Source organism: Candidatus Sulfotelmatobacter sp. (genome assembly GCA_035504415.1).
GTDB lineage: Bacteria > Vulcanimicrobiota > Vulcanimicrobiia > Vulcanimicrobiales > Vulcanimicrobiaceae > Vulcanimicrobium.
This window is the reverse complement of sequence record DATJRY010000021.1, coordinates 210904-225145: the sequence shown is the minus strand read 5'-3', so window position 1 is coordinate 225145 and position 14242 is coordinate 210904. Positions and strand designations below refer to the sequence as shown.

14 protein-coding genes are annotated in these 14242 nt (G+C 72.8%); 11 read left to right on the top strand and 3 right to left on the bottom strand.

Features of this window, described 5'->3' with window-relative positions; all coding sequences use genetic code 11:
- Nucleotide 1: 1 nt before the first annotated feature.
- Entirely contained in the window at nucleotides 2-1558 is a 1557-nt protein-coding gene (locus tag VMD91_18845) for an ABC transporter substrate-binding protein (GenBank protein ID HTW86137.1), read from the top strand.
- Here the strand turns inward: VMD91_18845 and VMD91_18840 are convergent.
- Complete coding sequence (locus VMD91_18840) at nucleotides 1544-4630, bottom strand: AAA family ATPase (protein HTW86136.1); 3087 nt, start codon at nucleotides 4628-4630, stop codon at nucleotides 1544-1546. The genes VMD91_18845 and VMD91_18840 overlap by 15 nt on opposite strands.
- A 301-nt stretch (nucleotides 4631-4931) precedes the next feature.
- Between VMD91_18840 and VMD91_18835 the strand changes: the two genes are divergently transcribed.
- The 10 genes from VMD91_18835 (at nucleotide 4932) to dinB (ending at nucleotide 12446) form a co-directional block, all read left to right on the top strand.
- A complete protein-coding gene (locus VMD91_18835) occupies nucleotides 4932-5306 on the top strand; it encodes a BlaI/MecI/CopY family transcriptional regulator (GenBank protein ID HTW86135.1) in 375 nt (124 codons plus the stop codon).
- Nucleotides 5307-5335: 29 nt separating this feature from the next.
- Nucleotides 5336-6643, top strand: a complete 1308-nt coding sequence (locus tag VMD91_18830) for a M56 family metallopeptidase (GenBank protein ID HTW86134.1) — start codon at nucleotides 5336-5338, stop codon at nucleotides 6641-6643.
- An 87-nt stretch (nucleotides 6644-6730) separates the two neighbouring features.
- Nucleotides 6731-7216 (top strand): NUDIX hydrolase, encoded by a 486-nt coding sequence (locus VMD91_18825; GenBank protein ID HTW86133.1) that lies wholly within the window; start codon nucleotides 6731-6733, stop codon nucleotides 7214-7216.
- The gene (locus tag VMD91_18820; GenBank protein HTW86132.1) at nucleotides 7217-7975 is read left to right on the top strand and encodes a segregation/condensation protein A; all 759 of its coding nucleotides are present in this window, start codon (nucleotides 7217-7219) and stop codon (nucleotides 7973-7975) included.
- Nucleotides 7965-8645 carry an SMC-Scp complex subunit ScpB gene (gene scpB, locus VMD91_18815; protein HTW86131.1) on the top strand — a complete coding sequence of 227 codons (681 nt, stop codon included), beginning with the start codon at nucleotides 7965-7967 and terminating at the stop codon, nucleotides 8643-8645. Before VMD91_18820 ends, scpB begins: the two co-directional genes overlap by 11 nt.
- On the top strand, nucleotides 8642-9895 hold the full coding sequence (locus VMD91_18810) for a DEAD/DEAH box helicase (GenBank protein ID HTW86130.1): 1254 nt from the start codon (nucleotides 8642-8644) through the stop codon (nucleotides 9893-9895). The genes scpB and VMD91_18810 overlap by 4 nt, the downstream gene beginning before the upstream one ends.
- Before the next feature lie 7 nt (nucleotides 9896-9902).
- Nucleotides 9903-10757: a deoxyribonuclease IV gene (locus VMD91_18805; GenBank protein ID HTW86129.1), complete on the top strand. Its 855-nt coding sequence runs from the start codon at nucleotides 9903-9905 to the stop codon at nucleotides 10755-10757.
- On the top strand, nucleotides 10754-11062 hold the full coding sequence (locus VMD91_18800) for a PilZ domain-containing protein (GenBank protein ID HTW86128.1): 309 nt from the start codon (nucleotides 10754-10756) through the stop codon (nucleotides 11060-11062). Before VMD91_18805 ends, VMD91_18800 begins: the two co-directional genes overlap by 4 nt.
- Before the next feature lie 12 nt (nucleotides 11063-11074).
- Nucleotides 11075-11386, top strand: coding sequence for a PilZ domain-containing protein (locus tag VMD91_18795; GenBank protein HTW86127.1), 312 nt, complete (start codon nucleotides 11075-11077; stop codon nucleotides 11384-11386).
- A gap of 19 nt (nucleotides 11387-11405) precedes the next feature.
- On the top strand, nucleotides 11406-12446 hold the full coding sequence (gene dinB / locus VMD91_18790) for a DNA polymerase IV (protein ID HTW86126.1): 1041 nt from the start codon (nucleotides 11406-11408) through the stop codon (nucleotides 12444-12446).
- On the opposite strand, the gene cysQ is transcribed toward dinB, so the two are convergent.
- Nucleotides 12409-13230 (bottom strand): 3'(2'),5'-bisphosphate nucleotidase CysQ, encoded by an 822-nt coding sequence (gene cysQ, locus VMD91_18785; GenBank protein ID HTW86125.1) that lies wholly within the window; start codon nucleotides 13228-13230, stop codon nucleotides 12409-12411. The two genes, dinB and cysQ, sit on opposite strands and share 38 nt — an antisense overlap.
- Nucleotides 13231-13237: 7 nt before the next feature.
- On the bottom strand, nucleotides 13238-14203 hold the full coding sequence (locus VMD91_18780) for a GNAT family N-acetyltransferase (protein HTW86124.1): 966 nt from the start codon (nucleotides 14201-14203) through the stop codon (nucleotides 13238-13240).
- Nucleotides 14204-14242: the final 39 nt, after the last annotated feature.

Below are 14242 nucleotides of genomic sequence, written 5' to 3'. Positions count from 1 at the left end.
GGTGAGCGTGCGCGGCGCGCTGGCGAGCCTGGCGCTGGCCGGCGCGCTGCTGGCCGGCTGCGCGCCGGCGCATCCGCCGCGCACGGTGCGCGTCGCGATCGCCCTCGAGCCGCACTCGCTCAACCCCGACTTCTCGACGCTGGTCGTCGAGAACGAGATCGCGGGCGCGCTCTTCCAAGGCCTGGTCCGGATCGGCCGCGGCGAGCGCGTCGTCCCCGACGTCGCGCAGGCGCTGCCGAGCCGCGCCAACGGCGGCATCTCCGCCGACGAGCTGACCTACACGTACCGCTTGCGGACGGACGCGCGCTGGAGCGACGGCGTACCGGTCACCGCCGACGACGTGGTCTTCACCTACGGCGTGCTGACCGACCCCAAGCTCGACGTGCCCAACGACGAGCTGGCCGCGCTGGTCGCGTCGGTCCGCGCGCGCGGCGCGCACGCGGTCGTCATCCGGCTGCGCCACCGCAGCGTCGACGCGCTGCGGCTGCTGTTCTGCAACGGCGCGCACGGGAGCATCTTGCCGGCCCACGTCCTGCGGGGCGTCGACCTCAACCGCACCGACTTCGACCGCCGCCCGGTCGGCAGCGGGCCGTTCGTGCTGGCGCGCTGGACGCCGGGCGTCGAGGTGCGGCTGGCTGCGCGCCGCGCCGCCGGCGCGCCGCCGCCGCGCCTGGACGACGTGCGACTGTTGGTCATCCCGGTGCCGACCACGGCCGTCGCCGCCTTGCGCGCGGGCGAGATCGACTACGCGCGCCTGCCGCCGAGCTTCGACGCGCGCCTGCTCGGCGACGGCCTCGTCACCGGTATCGTGCACGGCCGCACGCTGGTGTACCTGAGCTTCGCCACGCAGCGCGCGCCGTTCCGCGACGTGCGCCTGCGGCGCGCCTTGGCCGCGGTGCTCGACCGCGATCGCATCGGCCGCGCGGCGACGACCGGCTTCACCACGCCCGCGCGCACGCTGGTGCCGCCGGACGAGCCCGGCTACGTCGCGCCGGCCGGCGTGCCGCGCACCGACCTCGCCGCCGCACGCGGCGCGTTGGCCGCGCTGCATCCGCACCCGCTGGTGTTGACGCTGTCGGCGGGCAGCCCGTCGATGGAGGCACGCGCGGCGCAGATCGCCGACGCGTGGGAGCGCGCCGGCGTGCGCGTGCAGCTGCGCGCCTTGGCCCCCGCGGTGATGTTCGGCGATCCCGGTCCGCTGTACGAAGGCACCTACGAGGTCGCGCTGACGAACTGGACGTTCGGACCGGGCAGCGATCGCAGCGATCAGCTGGCGAGCTGGGCGCGCGCGCCCAAGGGCGAGAACTTCGCGCAGTACGCCGATCCGCAGGTCGACCGGTGGTGCGTGCAGGCGGTCCAGGCGCCCGACGAGCGGACGCGCGCCGCCGCGCGCGCGGCGATCGCGAACCGGGTCGCGCGCGACGTGCCGTACGTTCCGATCGACTGGCCGCTGGGGCGCTACGCGCGCACGCCGCGGCTGCACGGCGTCGCTCCGCAGCCCGACGGCGAGGACCTGTGGAACCTCGCCGAGTGGCGGATCGACTCAGACCACGCGTAGCGCGCGCGCCGGCTTGCGCTCCGGCCCGACGATCCGCTGCGCGCGGTAGTGCTGCGACTGCCGCGCGGCGCGTTCGGCCAGCGCGTCGTCGCCGGCTTTGCGCGCCGCCGCCGCCAGCGCGGCGAAGGCACGGTCGGCGGTCATCGGCGCGATCGCCGCATCCGCGTCGAGCAGCGTGAAGGACTGCGCCAGCCGCGCGCGCGCGTCGCGTTCGCCCAGACCGGCCGCGATGCGCGCTTCGAGCAGCTCGATGCGATCGCTCCAGTGGAACTGATCGAAGGCGAAGTCGCGCGGTAAGCCGCGCGCGAGGTCGGCCGCGCGGCGCAGCGCGCCGGGATCGCCGCGCTCGACCAGCAGACGCAGCGCGTACATGCCCAGCGCCGGATTCGTGCCCGGCGCGTCGAGCCCGCGCCGGCCGACCAGCGAGGCGAGCACGATCTCGGCGGCGTCCAGATCGCCGCGCGCGAGCACGATGTTGAAGCGGGTGGCGGTCAGGTTCCACGCCAGTGACCAGCGCGGCAGGCGCCAGCGCGAGGTCTCCAGATCGGCGTGCTCGATCGACGCTTCGCCGAGCGCGACTTCGGCCAGCGCGTCGTCGTAGCGCTCGAGCGCGAACCACACGTCGGCCAGCAGATCGTGGACGGTGCCTTCGGCCAGTGAGCCGGTGCGGCGGGCGTACGACTCCGCCAGCTTGCGCTGCGCGAGCGCCTCGTCGAACCGCCAGCGCATCGTGTACAGCCGCGCCAGCCGATCGGCCGCGCCGACGGCCATATCCCAGCGTTCCATCGCGACGGCGTGGTCGACCGCTTCGCGCGCCGCCGCTTCGGCCAGGTCGAACTCGCCCAGCCGGCCGTAGGCGATCGCGGTCGTGATCGACGAGGCGACCAGCTCTTCGCGTTCGCCGCACTCGCGCGTCAGCCGCACCGCTTCGTCGGCGTCCTTGGCCGCCGCGTGCAGCTCGTCGAGTCCGACCGGCGCGTCGCTGACGAGCTGGTTGGCGCGGGTGGAGAAGGCCTGCGCCAGCAGCTTGCGATCGCCGCTCGCGCACGCCTCGTCGACCGCCGCGCGCGCCGCTGCGAGCGCGCCGGCGCGATCGCCCAAACGGAACGACGAGCTCGCGATCGCGCGATACAGCCCGGTCGCGAGCGCGCGCGTGCGCTCGTCGGGAACCAGGCCCGCCACCATCGCCAGCGCCGCGCGATAGCGCGCGACCGCATCGTGCAGGGCGTCGGCGTACAGGGCGATGTCGCCGGCGCGGCGGTACGCGACGGCGGCCTCCCAGCGTTCGCCCAGCGCTTCGTGGTGCCGCGCCGTCCACAGCGGTGCCTCGCGGTCGGGCCAGCGGGCGACGCGCGCCGCGAAGGCGCGGTGCAGCGCCAAGCGTGTGCGCCGCGTCGCCAGTCCTCCGGCGACCTGCGCGACCAGGTCGTGCGCGAAGGCCAAACCGTCGGGGCGCTCCACCAACAGCTCGGCGCGAATCAGCTTCTCCGCGACGGCGTCGAAACGTGCCGCCTCCCAGCCCAACGCGGCGCACAGATCGTCGTCGTCGGCGTGCGGCTCGATCGCCAGCGCGGCGGCGGCGAGCACGGCGTCCTCGCCGAGCGCGCGCAACGGCGCGGCGATCGCGGCGCGCAGCGAGTCGGTCGGAAGCGTGCCGGCGTCGATCGTCCGCACCAGCCGCCAACGCTGAGCGCTGCGCGCCAGCACGCCGGCGCGGCCCAGCTCGGTGACCAGGTGCGCGACGTAGAGCGGAACGCCGTCGGAGCGGCGGTGGAGCGCGTCGGCCAGCTCGCCGACGTCGCCCTCGACGCTCACGTCGAGCGCGGCCAACACGTCTTCGCGGGTCAACGGGTGCAGCCGCAGCTCGTCACCGCTCTCGACGGAGAGCAGCGTGCGCAGGGCCTCGGCGGCGTCGGGCCGCGTGGCCACCACCGGCACGACTCCCTTGCGGCGCAGCTGCGGCGCCACGTCGCGCAGCACGGCCTGCGCGTCGCCGCTCAGCCAGTGCGCGTCGTCGAGCACCAGCACCGCGCCGGTCGGGAGCGCATCGGCGAGCGCGCCGGCCAGCGCGCTCGTGACCGGGTGGCGAACGTCGGCCAGGACCGCGCGTTGCGTCGTCCCCGTCAGCGCCTCGAGCAGCGAGCTCCACGGCTCGAACGGACGCGCGTCGTGCGGCAGCGCGGCCAGCGCGTGAACGGTATGGTCGGCGCGCCGCAAGCGATCGACGAACGCGCGCAGCAAGCTGGTCTTCCCGATCCCGGCTTCGCCGACGACGAGCGCGCACGCGCGGCCCTCGCGTTCCGCCGCGCGCGTCTCCAACCACGCCAACGCGTCGCTGCGGCCGACGAACGGCAGGCTCGGGCCGGCCGCGTCCTCGCGGCCGGCGGCGCGCAGCGTCTGCACCAGCGCGGCCAGATCCGGCGCCAGCGACTCGCCCAGCTCGTCGAGCGCCGTGCGATGCGCTTCGATCAGGTCGAGCGCGCGCGCGGTACGGCCGGCGCGGCGTTCTTCGTCGGCCAGGACGCGGACGGCGCCGCTGTCGTAGGGATCGCGCTGAAGCGCGAGTCGCGCCGTCTCCGCCGTCGGGCGCGCGACGAACAGCGCGCAGACCAGCGCGTCGTAGCGCCGCGCCAGCTCTTCGCGCCGCAGCACGACCCATTCGTCGAAGATGCCTTCGAGGAACTCGCCGGTGACGAGTCCGACCGCTTCGGCCAGCGCTTCGACGGGGCCGGCGGGATCGACGCGCAACAAGTGCGCGGCGTCGGAGGTGGTCGGCGCGATCCATTGCACGACGCTGCGCTCGCGGCTGAGAAAGGCGTCGGGATCGCAGCCGCCTTTGCGCAACACGTCGCGCAACGACCACATGGCGGTCTTGAGGTTGGCCCGGCCGCGTTCGGGATCGATCTCCGGCCAGAGCAGCTCCAACAGGCGCTCGCGCCCGATCGCCGCGCCGCCGCTCAAGATCAAATAGGCCGCGAGAGAACACGCCTTGAGCGTAGGCGGGCGTGGGATCTCCGTGGCACCGATGACGAGCTGAAAGCCTCCGAACGTACGGAGGTAGGAGCTCTGCATGGGGTGGTGATCTTTCCCTGCGGGCGATTTGACCGAGCGTTGACCGAGGCGAGGCACCATCCCTCACGACCCGCCTGCGTGTGCGCACGTTCGTCACCGGGGAAGGCGAGCCCGGCCCGGCCGCTCACACGGTTGCACGTTCGCGCGCCGGCCTTGCGCCATAAGACGTGTCCGGCACGGGGGTGTCGGACCGAGCCACGGAGGCCGTCGTCTCGGAAGAGACGGCGGTCTTCGTCTGCTCGGCCGTTGCACGCGCGGTTTTCTAACGGGGAAATACGGAGGTGCGTCGTATCCCGGGGCCATGGCCAGGCGGACCTCCCCGACGCTGACCGAGGCGGAGTATCGTCTCATGGACATCTTGTGGGATTTGGGCAGCGGGACCGTCGCCGAGATCCACGCGCGTCTGGGTGAGCGGCCGATCGCGTACACGACGGTCCTCTCGACGCTGACGATCTTGGAGCGCAAGGGCTACGTGCGGCACACGGTGCGCGGCAAGGCCAACGTCTACCGGGCGCGCGTCGAACGCGACGACGCCCGCCGCAGCGTGGTCGAGAACATCCTGACCACGTTCTTCGACGGCTCGGCGCGCGCGCTGATGCTGAACCTGCTGGACTCCGAGCGGCTGAGCCCGGACGAGGAGCGCCGGCTCCGCGCACTGCTCGAGGAGCACACCTGAGCGGGCCCGCCGCCGTCGAAACGGCGGCGTTGGTCGGCCTCGGTGCCAGCCTCGCGCTGGCCGCCGTGGCCGTCCTGACCGCGCGCGCCTTCGACCGCGCCGCGGCGCGCGCGCGCGTCCTGACCGCCTCGTTCGGGCTGTGCCTGATGGTGGCGCCGCTGGCCTGGCTGGTCGCGGAGCTGCGGCCGCCGGCCGCCCCGCCGGCAGCCGCCGAGACGCTGCTGAGCGGGACCGCGGTCCCGCTGCTCGGCGCGGCGTTGTTGATCGCCGCGGTGCTGCTGGTGGAGCTGGTGCTCGACGTCGTGCGACTGCGCCACATCAAGCGCCGCGCGCTCCCGGTCGGCGAGACCGGCGTACGCGGCGCGCCGATCGGCGTCTCCGCGCGGGTCGGCAGCCCGACCGCCATCGGCTACCTGCACCCGGCCATCGTCGTCCCCGCCGGCTTCCGCCGGCGGGTCGACGAGGGCGAGTGGCGCGCCGTGCTGCAGCACGAGTGCGCGCACCTGCGCCGCTATGACGACTGGGCCAAGGCGCTGCAGAGCGTCTTCACCCGGGCCGGGTGGTGGCTGCCGGGGCTGTGGATCCTCGGGCGCGCGCTCGACCTCGAGCGCGAGCTGGCCAGCGACGAGGACGCCGCGGCCGCCGGCGGCGCGCACCGCTACGCGGCCTGCCTGTTGCGCTTGGCGACCGTTCCGGCGGCCGACGACGCCGCGCTCGCGCTGTGGAACCGCCGCTCGCACGTCGCGATCCGGGTCGAACGCCTGCTGCGCCCGGCCGTCGTCCTGCGCCCCCTCGCCCGCGCCCTCGGCGTCGCCGCCGGCGCGGCCGGCACGGTGGCGGTGCTGGGCGTGACCCTGCTGGCGGTTCCGGCCGCGCGCGCGCCGCAGGTCGCCGAGCGGCCCGTGCAGCTGGCCGTCCTCGCGCCGCCGCACCGCCGGCTTCGCATCGCGCACCATCGCCCGCACGCGCGGCCGGCCCATCGGGCTCGCCCGGTCCAGCTCGCCTGGGCGAAGCCGCCCGCCGCCGCGCTCCCGCGCCCCGCCGCCCACCCGGCCCTCGCGCCCGCGCCGCCGAGCGTGCCGCGCGCGAGCCGTCCGCGCCGCGCCGGGAGTCTCGCGGCGGCCGCCGCACCGCAGGTCGCCGCGCTGCCGCCGACGCCGCGCCGAAGCTTCAGGCCGCAGGCCGCGGTCGTTCGGGACGCCGAAGCGATCGTGGGGAGCGCTGGCGGAGCGCCGAGCGTCGGGCCGATCGCGACCGACGAGAGCGACGTGACGAGCTCGGCTGCTCCGCGTAGCGGAGCGGCCATGATCAGGCTCTCGCACCCTCCCTCGCCCTAGGCCGGGGGCTGGCGCCCTTCTTGGGCCGGCACGCTATACTGGAAGAACCAGCCCGGGACGTCGGGCTGGATCTATCTGAAGGCAACGATGCGCATCAAATACGAGGTCTCCGCCGGCGGGCTGGTCCTGCGTGGGGACGGAAACGGTTTGGAGGCCCTCTTGATCGGCCGTGGGGAACCGCGCGTCTGGTCGTTGCCGAAGGGACACGTCGAGCCGAAGGAGACCCACGAGCAAGCGGCCCTGCGCGAAGTGCGTGAGGAGACTGGTTGCTGGGCCGAGATCCTGACCAAGCTTTCGGACATCCACTACTGGTTCTTCCTGAACCGGACCAAGCACAAGAAGGACGTCCACTTCTACCTGATGCGCTACCTCTCGGGCGACACGGCCAACCACGATCACGAGGTCGACGAGGCGCGCTGGTTCGAGATCAAGGCCGCCAAGAAAGCCCTCAAGTACATCAACGAGAAGCGTTTGGTCGACCTGGGCCTGGAGTGGCTGGAGCGCGAAGGCGCCGGCCAGTTCGAGCCGGAGACCGTCACCGCCGGACCGTCGGTGAGGGACACGAGCGCGTAATTGTCGGCCCCGGTCCCCGTCGTCGACGAGCGCGCGCTGCGCGTCTCGCTCGACGTGTTCGACGGTCCGTTGGACCTGCTGCTGAACCTGGTCAAGGAGCAGCAGCTCGACATCGCCACCGTTCCGCTGGCGCGCGTCGCCGACCAGTACCTGGCCTACGTCCACGCCATGGAGGCGCTCGACGTCGAGCTGGCGGCCGACTACCTCGTCGTCGCCGCGACGCTGGTCTTCCTCAAGTCCAAGGCCCTGCTGCCCCCCATCCCGGTCGAGTTCCAGGGCGATCCGGAGGAGTCGGCCGAGGCGGTCGAGCAGCGCTTGCGCGAGCGGCTGATCGCCTACTCGAAGTACCGTGACGCCGGGACCGACCTCAAGGCCAGGGCCGCCGAGGCCTCGGCCTTCTACCTGCGCAGCGAGGGCGGCGACCCGACCGGCGAGTTCGTGCAGCGCTATCAGATCGACGCGGCGAAGCTCGCGGGAGCACTGGCCGCGGCACTGCGCGCGGCGAAGCCCGAGAAGCGGACGATCGTCCGCGAACGGGTCTCGCTGGTCGAGCAGATGGAAGCCGTGGCCCGTGCCGTGCGCCGCGACGGCCGCGCGTCGTTCTTCGCGCTGTGCGCGAACCTCGATCGCGTCGCCATCATCGTGACGTTCCTCGCCGTGCTCGAGCTCGTGCGCCGCGCCCGCGTGCGCGTCGAGCAGAGCGACGCCTTCACCGACATCGCGATCCTCCCCGTCCCCGAAGAAGACCGTGCAGCCTGAACTCGTCGACACCGGCAAACTGCAGCGCGATTGCGAAGCGCTGCTCTTCGTCGCCAGCGAAGCCCTCTCGATCAAGCAATTGGCGAAACTGACCGGCGCGGAAGAGGCCGAGGTCAGCGTCGCGTTGCAGAAGATCGACGAGGAGTTCGCGCATCGCGGCGTCGTGCTGCGCGAGATCGCGGGCGGCTACCGCTTCGCGAGCGCGCCGGCGGCGCGCGAGGTCGTCGAAGCGTATCTGCTGCCCCCCAAGACCAATCTCTCGCCGGCGGCGCTCGAAACGCTGGCCATCGTCGCCTACACCCAACCCTGCACCAAAGGTGAGATCGAAGAGATCCGCGGCGTGTCCGCCGACTCGGTGATCGCGACCCTGGTCGACCGTCGCTTCTTGGCCGAGTCCGGCCGCAAGGAGTCGCCGGGGCGGCCGATGCTCTACAAGACGACGCCGGAGTTCCTGGAGGCCTTCGGCCTCAAGCGGCTCGACGATCTGCCGACCATCGACCTCGAAACCGCGGCCGGCCCGCTCGAGCTCGCGCTGCCGATTCCGACGGTACCGACGACGCCGGCCGCCGACGCGATCGCGTCGATCGAGTCCGAGAGCGTCGCGGACGTCGAGGACGCGGCGGCCGAGCAATCACCCCAAGAAACGGAGACCCAGCCATCAGCGGTATGACCGCACGTCTCGACCCCGCCGCCACGTGGGCGCGGATCGACCAGAACTGTCAGCGCGTCGCGCTGACCCACGAGCTGATCCAACCCGGTGAGCGGTTCCGGCTCACCGTCGACCAGCGCAACGCCGTGCTCGCTCTCGCCGAAGGTCTCGACGAGGGCCACTATGAGTTTCTCCTCAAGGCGCCGACCGGCTCGGGCAAGACCGAAGTCCTGATGCGCACGCTGGTCGACACCGTGCTCGCCACCGACGGCGGCTACGGCGTGGTCGTCGCGCCGACGCGCGATCTGATCCGCCAGCACTACACCTATCTGACCGAACGGCTCGAGGGGACCGGCATCGGCGTCGGGCAGATCCACGGCGGCGCGTCGCCCGCCGAGCGCCGCGCGGTCGAAAACGGCATCGCCGACGGGACGATCAACATCGTCGTCGGCTCGGCGATGATGCTGACCATCGAGCGCTACTGGGACATGATCGATCGCAGCGCGCTGCTGGTGATCGACGACGTCAACGCGTTCGACGAGCGCGAGCACCTGCGGCTGCTCGAAGACCTCGACTGCCCGATGATCTTCGCCACCGCGACGCCCGACGAGCTGCGCCGCTTCCTCGAACGGATCGGCGCGCTCTCGCGCGTCGTCTCGATGAAGAAGATGCCGTTCGACGTGCTGCCGACGACGATCCACAAGGTCGAAGGCGTGTGGGGCGAGCCGCCCGCCGAGCAGCTCTCGCGCGCCGACGCGCTGATTCGCGACCACCTCGCGCGCGGCTCACGGGTGTTCGTCATCGGCCGCACGCGCAGCGACGTCCCGCGGCTGGCGGAACGGCTCGAGCACACCTACGGCATCCCCGTGCAGCAGCTGCGCGGCGACATGGCCGACACGCACGAGCACGGCAGCCGCAATCGCCGCAAGGGCGTCAAGGTCAACGAGGTCGGCACGCGCGTCGAGATGATGAACAAGTTCCGCGCGCAAGCACCGGCGGTGCTGGCGGCGACGAACTTGGTCGGGAGCGGGATCGACATCCCGGCCGCCGATCTGATCGTCATCACCGACGCCGACGCGTTCGGCGAGTCGGAGGTCGAGCAGCTGATCGGCCGCGTCGGCCGCCGCGAACGGCCCTCCGACGCGGTCCTGATGACCTCGACCACCTTCGAGCGCAACCCCTCGCGCGCGATGGTGCCCAGCGGGCGGGCCAAGAGCTTCATGCCGCGCGGCACGCGCGCGCGCCAGTTCGACTTCGGCCGCCGCCGTTGACCGAGCGGTGACCGATCTGCGCTACGGTCTGCACGTGCGCGTCGGCGGCGGTCACGAGGCCGCCGTCGCGTATGCGGCCAAGCTGGGCTGCACCACGCTGCAGTTCTTCAGCGGGAACCCCAAGACGTACCGGGTCGGCGCCATCGACGCGCCGGCCTTCACCCGCTTCGCGAACATGCGCGAGGCCGCCGGGATCGCGCCGGTCGCGATCCACACCTCGTATCTGATCAACCTCGCCAGCGAGGACCCCAAGACGCGCAACGGCTCGCTCAAGCTGCTCGAGAACGATCTCGCCGTGGCCGCGGTCGGCCGGGTCGCGTACGTCAACACGCACCTGGGCTCGTACGGCAAGCGCGACCGCGCCGCCGGCTTCGCCGCCGTCGTCGACGGACTCGAGCACGCGCTCGAGCGGATCGACCCCAACGTGTACCTGGTGCTGGAGAACAGCGCGGGCGCGGGTCAGCTGTGCGGCGGGACCATCGAGGAGCTGGGTCGGTTCATCCGTACCGTCGGCCACCCGAACCTGCGCGTCTGTCTGGACACCGCGCACAGCTGGGCCGCCGGCTACGCGCTCGACACGCGCGAGGGCGTGGCGCGCTTCTTCGACGAGGTCGAGCGCGAGATGGGACTCGACCGGGTCGTGATGTTCCACTTCAACGACACCGAGGTCGAGCTGGGCGGCGCCCGGGACCGCCATCACCACATCGGCGAGGGACGCATCGGGATCGAAGGGTTCCGCGCGATCGTCGCGCATCCGGGAGTGCAAGGAAAGATCGCGATCCTCGAGACGCCCGGCGAAGAGGCCGACGACGTCCGCAACGTGACCGCGATTCGCACGCTCATGGAGGGAGTGGGAGTATGAACGATCGGCGCACCGCGATCCGCGTAAAGGTCGACGTCGCCGCGCGCTACCGTCGTGACGGCGCGCCGGACGAGCGCGCCGCCCGGATCGACAACATCTCGCGCAACGGGCTGTTGCTGATCGCGGACGAGGCGATGGCCGAGGGAACGCACCTGCGCATCGCGTTCCACGACCAAGCCGGCGCGGAGCACACCATCGTCGGTGAAGTCGTGCGAACGGCACCGATGGGCGGACTGGGCGTCTCCTTCGTCCACGTCGAAGACGAGACGCTGCGCTACGTACGCGAGGCACTCGGCGTGCCGTGATCGGAGGAGCGGATGAGCGACGACGGTAACCGGCGAGCCAGCGAACGGGTCAAGGTCAGCATGCCCGTGCGCTACCGCTACGGCGACCAGCCCGAGCGCACCGGCACCATCGACAACATCTCGCGCACCGGCCTGCTGCTCGTGGCCGGCGAGACGTTCCCCGAAGACACCGTTCTGACGATCGTGCTCGAAGGCGCCGGCCAGCGGCACGAGATCACCAGCCGCATCGTCCGCTCGAGCGCGATGGGCGGCTTCGCCGTCGCCTTCATGGAGGTCGGCGCGGACGCGCTGGCCTACGTGCGCGAGGCGCTCGGGGTTCCATGATCCGGGGGACGGTCGTACGATGATCGTCCATTTCGACCTCGATGCCTTCTACGCGTCGGTGGCGCAACGCGACGATCCGTCGCTGCGCGGCGTGCCGCTCGCGATCTCGGGCTCCTCGCGCCGGGCCGTCGTGTTGACGGCGTCGTACGAAGCGCGGCCGTTCGGCGTGCGTTCCGCGATGCCGCTGTACCGCGCGCGCGAGCTGTGCCCGCAGCTGGTCGTCGTGCCGCCCGACTTCACCCGCTACCGCGAGGCCTCACGCGCGGTGTTCGCCATCTTCGAGGAGGACGGCCGCGCCGTCGAAGGGCTCTCGCTCGACGAGGCGTTCGTCGACGCGCGTACCGACGACCTGGAGGCGGCGTGCGCGCTGGCCGAGCGCGTGCGCGCGCGCATTCGCGCCGAGATCGGGCTGACCGCCAGCGCCGGCGTCGCGCGCGGCAAGATGATCGCCAAGATCGCCAGCGATCTGCGCAAGCCGGACGGCTTGACGGTCGTCGAGCCGGGCAGCGAAGCGACGTTCTTGGCGCCGATGCCGGTCGGACGGCTGTGGGGGATCGGTCCGAAGACGCAGCCGCGTTTGGAGGCGGCGGGGATTCGCACCATCGGCGACGTCGCGGTGCTCGCCGACGAGGCGCTCTACGCGCTGTTCGGCCGCAGCGGGCCGTTCTTTCGCGATCTCGCGCGCGGGATCGACGAGCGCGCCGTCGATCCGTCGCGCGAGCGCAAGTCGATCTCGACCGAGGAGACCTTCGAGTACGACGTCACCGACGAGCAGCGCATTCACGCGCTGCTTCGCGAGCAGGCCGACGAGCTGGCGCGCGATCTGCTCGCCAAGGGACTGCGCGCGCAGACGGTCGGGGTGAAGATCAAGCGCGCCGACTTCACCGTCACCGGCCGGCAGACGACGCTGGCGGTCGCGACCAACGACGCCGACGCGATCCACGACGCCGCGCGCTGGTGCTGGCAGCGCTCCGAGGTCGCCGGAACGCCGATCCGGCTGCTGGGGACCCGGGTGGCGTCGCTTACGGATGAAGAAGCGCGCGAGCTGCGGCTGTTGTGACCAGCTCGACCGGCAGAGCCGTGCACGCGAACGAGGGGTTGCGCACGTCGCTGCCCGCGTAGCGCAGCGGCGCGCCCGCGAACGTCACCACCTGCGCGCCGGCTTCGACCGCCACGGCGTGGCCGGCGGCGATGTCCCACCAGCAGGTCGTACCGAAGCGCGGGTAGAGCTGCGCCGTCCCGTCCGCCACCAGGCCCAGCTTGAGCGACGAGCCGGCCGTGACGGTTTCGTGCGGCGGCAAGGCGGCCAGGAACGGCTCGAGCTCGGCGCCGCGGTGCGAGCGGCTCGCGACCACCACCAGCGCGCCCTCGCGACGGACGTGAATGGGCCGCGTCCCGTGCGCGTCGGTGCGGGTCGCGCCGCGGCCGCGCGCGGCGGCGTAGGTGCGTTCGAGCGCGGGCGCATGGACGACGCCGAGCACCGGCGTCCCCTCGTCCACCAGGGCGACGTTGACCGTGTACTCGCCGTTGCCGCTGAGGAACTCGCGCGTGCCGTCGAGCGGATCGACCAGCCAGAAGCGCGCCGGCGCCGGGCCCGCGGGCCGCGGGCTCTCCTCGGAGATGACCGGCGTCGCGGGGTCGAGCTCGGCCAGCGCCGCGAGCAGGATCGCGTTGGCGGCCAGGTCCGCCTGGGTCAGCGGCGAGGCGTCGTCCTTTGTCCACACCGTGCAGTCGCCGGCCGCGAACGCCAAGATCGCCGCCCCGGCTCGCACGCACGCCGCTTGGACGTCGACGAGCAAACGGTCGATCGGCTCGAGGCCGGCCTTCGGTTCAAGAATCGTCAAGCCCACCTTAGAGGTAATCGGCAGCCCAGCACGGATCTGCAGCGTCCGCTTCGACCCGGGGCAGCGTCTCCCGCCAGGCGGCCGCGAAGGTTCGGTCGAGCGGAAGGACCATCGTCAGGCTGCTGCGCCGCGGGCGGACCGCGCCGCGCGGCAGCGCGCCGCGCAGCGGCGCCGGGGGGAGCCAGCCGCCGATCTTGCGCAGGTCGCCGGCGGCCGCGCGCAAGAGCGAGCCCAGCAGCGGCGCATCCTGCGCGCGGGCCAGCGCCAACTCGTCGAGCGCGAAGACGTCCGCGGTCGGAATGCGCCGCCCGACGACGTACGCCGCCAGCGCCCGGCCGCGCCGGACGCCCAGCCGCAGCACCGGCGAGCCGTGCTCGCGCGATGCGGCGCGCAGGCGCTGCCACTCCCATTCGAGCGGCGTGCGCACGAACGCGAAGTGCCGGCGCGCCTCGCTGGCGGCGAAGACCCGTCGCATCGCCGCGTCGTCGTCCGCGCCGAGCGTCTCGACCGTCACCCGCGGTCCGGCCAGCCCGTCGGCGCGCAGGGAGAACGCGCGCGCGGGCAGCTTCACGAAGCCGAGGTGCTCGTAGAACGTCGCGCCGATGTCGCTGAAGAGGTAGGCGAAGGCCGTGCCCGCGGCGCGCTCGGCGTCGAGCAGCGCGCCCAGCAGCGCGGTCGCGTACCCGCGCCCGCGCAGCGCGGGCGGGGTGAAGACGGCGCCGATCCCGGCGGCGCGGTAGCGGCGATCGCCGCAGCGCAGCACGCGATCGTACCGCTTGCACGAGGCGACCAGCTCGTCGCCCACCCACAAGCCGACGGTGCGAAAGCGCCGCCGCCCCCAGGCCGAACCGGCGATGCCGCGCAGCTCGGCCGCGTACTCGTCGAAGCTCCGCGCGCCCGCCCACAGCTCGGCCGAGTGCGGCAGCACGTCGCGGACGTAGGCGTCGGTGCTCAGGGGTGCGAGGCGCAGCACGATGCGGATAGGTCTCCCGGGTAATGCTCGCGGTGGCGC

Excerpts from the sequence above, each read along its gene's own strand:
- VMD91_18840 (HTW86136.1), bottom strand. The coding sequence starts at position 4,630 with ATGCAGAGCTCCTACCTCCGTACGTTCGGAGGCTTTCAGCTCGTCATC.
- VMD91_18835 (HTW86135.1), top strand. The coding sequence starts at position 4,932 with ATGGCCAGGCGGACCTCCCCGACGCTGACCGAGGCGGAGTATCGTCTC.
- VMD91_18825 (HTW86133.1), top strand. The coding sequence starts at position 6,731 with ATGCGCATCAAATACGAGGTCTCCGCCGGCGGGCTGGTCCTGCGTGGG.
- VMD91_18810 (HTW86130.1), top strand. The coding sequence starts at position 8,642 with ATGACCGCACGTCTCGACCCCGCCGCCACGTGGGCGCGGATCGACCAG.
- VMD91_18800 (HTW86128.1), top strand. The coding sequence starts at position 10,754 with ATGAACGATCGGCGCACCGCGATCCGCGTAAAGGTCGACGTCGCCGCG.
- VMD91_18795 (HTW86127.1), top strand. The coding sequence starts at position 11,075 with ATGAGCGACGACGGTAACCGGCGAGCCAGCGAACGGGTCAAGGTCAGC.
- dinB (HTW86126.1), top strand. The coding sequence starts at position 11,406 with ATGATCGTCCATTTCGACCTCGATGCCTTCTACGCGTCGGTGGCGCAA.